The sequence below is a fragment of the Salinicola sp. genome, from assembly GCF_982684285.1.
The window spans coordinates 1-6,165 of sequence record NZ_CEXLVS010000046.1 but is presented as its reverse complement, the minus strand read 5'-3'; the positions used below and the strand labels follow the sequence as shown (position 1 = coordinate 6,165).

Annotated in this window: 5 protein-coding genes; 3 read left to right on the top strand and 2 right to left on the bottom strand. The window is 66.8% G+C overall.

Going from position 1 to position 6,165, the window contains the following annotated elements; translation table 11 throughout:
* Positions 1-81: 81 nt before the first annotated feature.
* Positions 82-2,277: a malate synthase G gene (locus AC3AYF_RS06100; RefSeq protein WP_295037705.1), complete on the bottom strand. Its 2,196-nt coding sequence runs from the start codon at positions 2,275-2,277 to the stop codon at positions 82-84.
* A gap of 266 nt (positions 2,278-2,543) precedes the next feature.
* Here AC3AYF_RS06100 and AC3AYF_RS06095 point away from each other — a divergent pair, with 266 nt between their 5' ends.
* Genes AC3AYF_RS06095 through AC3AYF_RS06085 form a run of 3 tightly spaced genes read left to right on the top strand, consistent with a single transcriptional unit; the run spans position 2,544 to position 5,170 of the window.
* A complete protein-coding gene (locus AC3AYF_RS06095) occupies positions 2,544-3,539 on the top strand; it encodes an alpha/beta hydrolase (RefSeq protein ID WP_487779515.1) in 996 nt (331 codons plus the stop codon).
* Positions 3,536-4,033 (top strand): hypothetical protein, encoded by a 498-nt coding sequence (locus AC3AYF_RS06090; RefSeq protein ID WP_295037708.1) that lies wholly within the window; start codon positions 3,536-3,538, stop codon positions 4,031-4,033. The genes AC3AYF_RS06095 and AC3AYF_RS06090 overlap by 4 nt, the downstream gene beginning before the upstream one ends.
* Before the next feature lie 24 nt (positions 4,034-4,057).
* A complete protein-coding gene (locus AC3AYF_RS06085) occupies positions 4,058-5,170 on the top strand; it encodes an aminotransferase class I/II-fold pyridoxal phosphate-dependent enzyme (RefSeq protein ID WP_295037709.1) in 1,113 nt (370 codons plus the stop codon).
* A gap of 27 nt (positions 5,171-5,197) precedes the next feature.
* Here AC3AYF_RS06085 and AC3AYF_RS06080 read toward each other — a convergent pair.
* Positions 5,198-6,165: YifB family Mg chelatase-like AAA ATPase (locus tag AC3AYF_RS06080; RefSeq protein WP_295037711.1), on the bottom strand; the 968-nt coding region annotated here is incomplete at its 5' end.

Genomic DNA, 6,165 nt, shown 5'->3' with positions numbered 1-6,165 from the left:
AAGCCAAGATCAAACCATCACCGCAAAATCCAACAACCGGTTTTCGCTTTTGACTTTTCTTCCAACTTCCAGCTTATGACTTCAAGCTCCGGGCGTAGCCCGGCCAGCCTTGTCCACGGCGCGCCAGTGGTGCAGCAGCGGTTCGGTGTAGCCGGAGGGCTGCTCGCGGCCCTTGAAGATCAGGTCCGAGGCGGCCTGGAAGGCGCTGGAATCTTCCAGATGCGAGGTCATCGGCGTATAGCCGGGATCGTCGGCATTCTGCCCGTCCACCACCTTGGCCATGCGCTCCAATGTCTCGCGCACCTGCGCCTCGTCGACGATGCCGTGGTGCAGCCAGTTGGCGATGTGCTGGCTGGAGATGCGCAGCGTCGCGCGGTCCTCCATCAGGCCGACATCGTGGATGTCCGGCACCTTGGAGCAGCCCACGCCGTGTTCGACCCAGCGCACCACGTAGCCGAGGATGCCCTGGCAGTTGTTGTCGAGTTCCTGCTGGATCTCGTCGGCGCCCCAGGCCGCCTTGGGGTCGACCGGCACGGTCAGCAGATCGTCGAGCAGATCCACCTCCCCCTGATCTTCCAGTTCGCGCTGAATCGCTCCCACGTCGATCTGGTGATAGTGAAGCGCATGCAGCACCGCCGCGGTCGGCGACGGCACCCAGGCGGTATTGGCACCCGCCTTGGGATGGCCCACTTTCTGCTCCAGCATCGCCGCCATCAGGTCCGGCATCGCCCACATGCCCTTGCCGATCTGGGCCCGGCCCCGCAGTCCGCAGGCCAGCCCGATCTGGACGTTGCTGCGCTCATAGGCGCCGATCCACTTGCTGCCCTTCATGTCGCCCTTGCGCAGCATCGGCCCCGCGTTCATGGCGGTGTGCATCTCGTCGCCGGTGCGGTCCAGGAAACCGGTATTGATGAAGGCGACGCGCGAGGCTGCCGCGTCGATGCAGGCCTTGAGATTGACCGAGGTCCGGCGCTCCTCGTCCATGATGCCCATCTTCAGCGTGGTCGCCGGCAGCCCGAGCAGTTGTTCGACGCGACCGAACAGCTCGTCGGCGAACGCCACTTCCTGCGGCCCGTGCATCTTGGGCTTGACGATGTAGAGCGATCCGGCACGCGAGTTGCCACGCTCCCGTTTCAGGTCGTGCAGACCGATCAGCGAGGTCATCACCGCATCCAGGATGCCCTCGGGGATCTCGTTGCCCTCGTCGTCGAGGATGGCCGGCGTGGTCATCAGATGGCCCACGTTGCGCACGAACATCAGCGAGCGGCCCGGCAGGGTCAGGGAGCCACCGTCCGGCAAGGTGTAGTCGCGATCCGGATTGAGTCGCCGGGTGACGGTCTTGCCGCCCTTGTCGAAGCGCTCCTCGAGATCGCCTTTCATCAGGCCGAGCCAGTTGCGATAGACCAGCGTCTTGTCCTCGGCATCGACCGCCGCCACCGAATCCTCGCAATCCATGATCGTGGTCACCGCCGCTTCGACCAGCAGATCCTTGACGTGCGCCGGATCGGTCTTGCCGATCGGGTGGTCGGCGTCGATCTGGATCTCGAGATGCAGGCCGTGGTTGGAGAGCAGGATCGCCTCGGGCGATGACGCCTCGCCCTGGAAGCCGACGAACTGGCCCGGATTCTTCAGGCCGGTATCGCGCCCGCCCTCCAGCGTGGCCGACAGCCGGCCATCGCGAATGGCATAGCCGACCGCCTCCCGGTGCGAACCGGTCGCCAGCGGCACGGCCATGTCGAGCACGTTGCGGGCGTAGGCGATCACCTTCTCGCCGCGCTTGGGGTTGTAGGCGTTGCCCTTCTCGGCGCCATCCGCCTCGCTGATCACGTCGGTGCCGTAGAGCGCATCGTAGAGGCTGCCCCAGCGAGCGTTGGCGGCATTGAGCGCGTAGCGGGCGTTGTTGACCGGTACCACCAGCTGCGGCCCGGCCTGCCGCGCGATCTCGTCATCCACGTTGGTGGTGGTGGCCTGGACCTTCGCGGGGGCATCGACCAGATAGCCGATCTTCTCGAGGAAGGCGCGATAGGCCGCCATATCCTCGATCCCGCCGGGATTGTCGCGATGCCACTGATCGAGCTCGGCCTGCAGGCGATCGCGTTCGGCCAGCAGCGCCCGATTGCGGGGCGCCAGGTCGTGGACCAGCGCGTCGAAGCCGGCCCAGAAGGCGTCGGCCTCGATATCGGTGCCCGGCAGGACCTCGTCGACAATGAAGCGATCGAGCGCTGTCGCTACCCGCAATCGGTGATGAGTGGTACGTTTCGTCGTGTCGGATATCATGTTCGTCTCCAGATCGGTAGTCACTCAGGTCACGGCCGCCGCTTCATTCACGCCGCCACCGCACCCACCAGACCACTTGTGGGAAATGACCATTTGTGGAAAATATTTCCATAGATTATGCGACATCATAATCGGCCTCCCGGATGTTGTCTCCTTCGACCTTCGTCACCCTCCGCATCCCGAGCTATCGATCGCCCGCCTCCTGCACCGCGTCATGGTTTCGGTAGCGCACGACGAGTAGCATAGGCGGATCAGGAGATACGTACATGCTCGACTTTTCGCCATTGAAGGCTGTTGGCCCGCTTCATCACATCAAGACGCTTTCCGATTCACCATTGGCCGACTATCTCGACCATTACCGGCTGTCGCCGCTGCTGGACAGCAACGGGAATCTGGAGCTCCATGCCGGTTATCTCCAGGCCGAAGGAGAGCAGGGAAGAACCTTCGAGCTCTGGGTGCAGGTCTGGGCTCCCCCCTCGCCCCGGGGCACGATCTTCGTGGTCCACGGCTACTTCGATCATCTCGGCCTCTACGGCCACCTGCTCGAACGCCTGCTGGCGCTTGGCTGGCAGGTGGTGATGTGGGACCTGCCCGGCCACGGACTCTCCAGCGGCGCCCGCGCCACCATCGACGACTTCACCGACTACGTGAAATGCTTCAATGACGTCGAGCGTCAGATAGCGCAACGACATCTGGCGCCGGGGCCGTGGCTGGCAATCGGCCAGAGCACCGGCGCGTCGATCGTGGCCACCGACGCCCTGGCTCGCGGCGACCAGGCGCCGTGGCAGGGGCTGGTGATGCTGGCCCCCCTGGTTCGCCCCTGGGGCTGGAACCAGTCCCGCTGGCTACCCCGTATCGCCAGCCCTTTCGTGGATACCATCCCCCGAAAGTATCGCGCCAACACCACCAATCTCGATTTCGCCGACTTCCTGCGTCTGCACGACCCCCTCCAGGACGACCATCTGGCCTTGACCTGGGTCACGGCCATGCGCCGTTGGATGCCGACCCTGCTCAAGCGGCCACCCAGCGAGCTGCCGGTGCTGATCCTGCAGGGAGAGCAGGACCTGACCGTCGACTGGAGCTGGAATCTCAAGGCGCTCCGCCGGAAGTTTCCCCGCGCCCAGATCGTGCGCCATCCCGATGCCCGTCACCATCTGGTCAACGAGGCGGAACCGATTCGTCAGGTGCTGTTCGAGGCGCTCGACGACTTCCTGACGCGCTTCGCCGCGACGCACCCTCCCGACCCGCTGCCCGCCTCATGAAGTCGCTGATCATCGGGCTCGCGTTGCTCACGCTGGGCGGATGCGCCGGCATCAGCCAGTCGCCGCCGGATGCCCGCGAGGCATTGAAGGGCCTGGCCGCCAATGCCGCCCGGGGATTGCTGGCCTCCCCGCCCTGGCCCGTGCAGAACACCCCGGCAGTCACGATTCTGCTGCGCCCCGCGGAAGTCGCCGAGGCGCTTCCGATCACGCCGGCCGCGCTGAACGAGGCGTTGGGTCGGGCGCTGCTGAGCAACGAGAACGCGCCTCATGTCCTGGACTGGGCGCCGACCTCGATGTCGGCGCAAGCCGACGGACAGTGGCTGCTCCAGGCCAGGCTGACGGCCGACTCGCCGCCGCTGCGTTTGAGCGACCGGACCTTGCAGCCCTATCTGCTGCAGTTCGACCTCTCCCAGCCCGACGGTGAGCACTGGCAGTGGCACGCCAGTGGCGCGATCGACCCCGATGCCCTGCCCAGGACCACCGAGTCCCCCTGATTTCCACGTCCGAGAGAGAGATTCATGTCACGCTTTGCTCGCCACCTCGGCAATCAAGATGGTCCCCACAATCCGTTCCCCGGGTTGCAGGCGCTGGAGCGCCGGCTCGGGCATGCCCTGCCTCACCGTATCGGCTCCAACGAAGGGCTCGACATGCCGCACCGGGCACTGGCGGCCCGATTCGGGAAGGACGTCGCCGACCTCGCCCGCACCTATGGCGACGCCGAGGCGTGGCAGGTTCGCCGGCGGCTGGCCGAGAGCCTGGGCTTGCCGATGGAAGCGCTGCTGGTGGATGCGGGCGCGGACAGCCTGATGGCGCTGGCGCTGCGCGCCCTTTGCGAGCCGGGCGACACTGTCATCACCAGTGCCGGCACCTACCCGACCTGGAGCTACTTCGTGCACGCCCAGGGCTGCCGCCAGGTGGAAGTCGCGTACGCCAGTCGCGCCGACCTGCTGGCGCCGGATCTCGACGCCCTGGCGGCCAGGGCCAGTCGCGAGAATGCCCGCGTCGTCTATCTCGCCAATCCCGACAACCCCAGCGGCCATCTCCACAGCGACGCCGACGTACTGGCGCTGCGCAACGGACTCCCCGAGGAGTGCACCCTGGTCCTCGACGAGGCCTACCATGACTTCCGCGACGACGCGGGGTCGCCGGCCGCCAACGCGATCTGGCCCGGGGTGATTCGTCTACGCACCTTCTCGAAGGCCCATGGCCTCGCCGGCCTGCGCGTGGGCTACGCCATCGCCACGCCGGACACCCATGCCATGCTGCTGAAAGTGAGGATTCACTACGCTGTCTCGTCACTGGCGCTGGCGGCCGCGGAAACCGTTCTCGCGCACCCCGACGAGACCCGCGAGCATGTGACCGCGGTGGTACGCCGACGCGAGGCGCTGAGCGAGTGGCTGCGAGAACGCGGCGCCGACGTGCTGCCCAGCACGACCAATTTCGTGGCACTGCGGCTGGACGACGCCGAGCGGGCCACGGCGATCCATCGGCAACTGCTGGCGGAAGGCACCCTGATCCACCGCCCGGCGCACCCGGCGCTGGGCCATGTGCTGCGGATCAGCGCGCTCGAGGATGCGCTGGTGCCGGGCAGGCTCGAGACGTTGGCATCGGCCCTGCGGGACGGGGGATGAGTCGTGCTTGCCTGACGCCTCTCGGATTCAGGCCCGCATGGGGTCGTTGGCCTTCAGCATGCGGTCCAGTTGGCGATAGCCGATCGCCTCCATCAGCTGCGCCTTGCCGACCCGCGTCTCGCCGCTGAGATCGGCCAGGGTCAACGCCACCCGTAGCACGCGGTGATAGGCTCGCGCCGAAAGATTGAGCCGATCCAGCACGCTGGCGAACCACTGCCGCTCATCCGAGGACAAGGCGCAGGCGGCTTCCAGCTCGGAGCCAGGAAGATGGGCGTTGAGATGCCCCCGCGCCTGCTGGCGCCGGCGGGCGGCGAGAACCCGCTCCCTCACGCTGGCCGATGCTTCCCCCGGCGTCCGGTCGGTGAGCTGCGTGGCCGGCAGCGCCGGCACTTCGACCTGCAGGTCGATCCGGTCCAGCAGCGGCCCGGACAATCGCGACTGGTAGCGCTGGATCTGCGCGGGGCTGCAGTGGCAGCGCTGGCGCGGATCGCCGAGATGGCCGCAGGGGCAGGGATTCATGGCGGCGACCAGTTGGAAGCGGGCCGGGAAGCGGCGCTGGTGATTTGCCCGGGAGATCAGGATCTGCGCCGATTCCATCGGCTCGCGCAGCACTTCCAGCACGTGGCGGTCGAACTCCGGCAGTTCGTCCAGAAACAGCACGCCCTGGTGCGCGAGCGAGATCTCGCCGGGCCGCGGTCGCGAGCCGCCGCCCACCAACGCCACGCTGCTCGAGGTGTGGTGAGGATTGCGAAACGGCCGGTGTCCCCAGCGTTCCATGATCGGCAGTCCGCAGACCGACCTCACCGCCGCCACCTCGAGCGATTCATCTTGTGTCAGTGGCGGCAGAATGCCCGCCAGCCGACTGGCCAGCATGGTCTTGCCGGTGCCTGGCGGCCCCGCCAGCAGCAGATTGTGGCCACCCGCCGCCGCGACCTCCAGCGCCCGGCGCGCCTGGTGCTGGCCTTTGACATCCGCCATGTCCGGTTGGGGGAGCT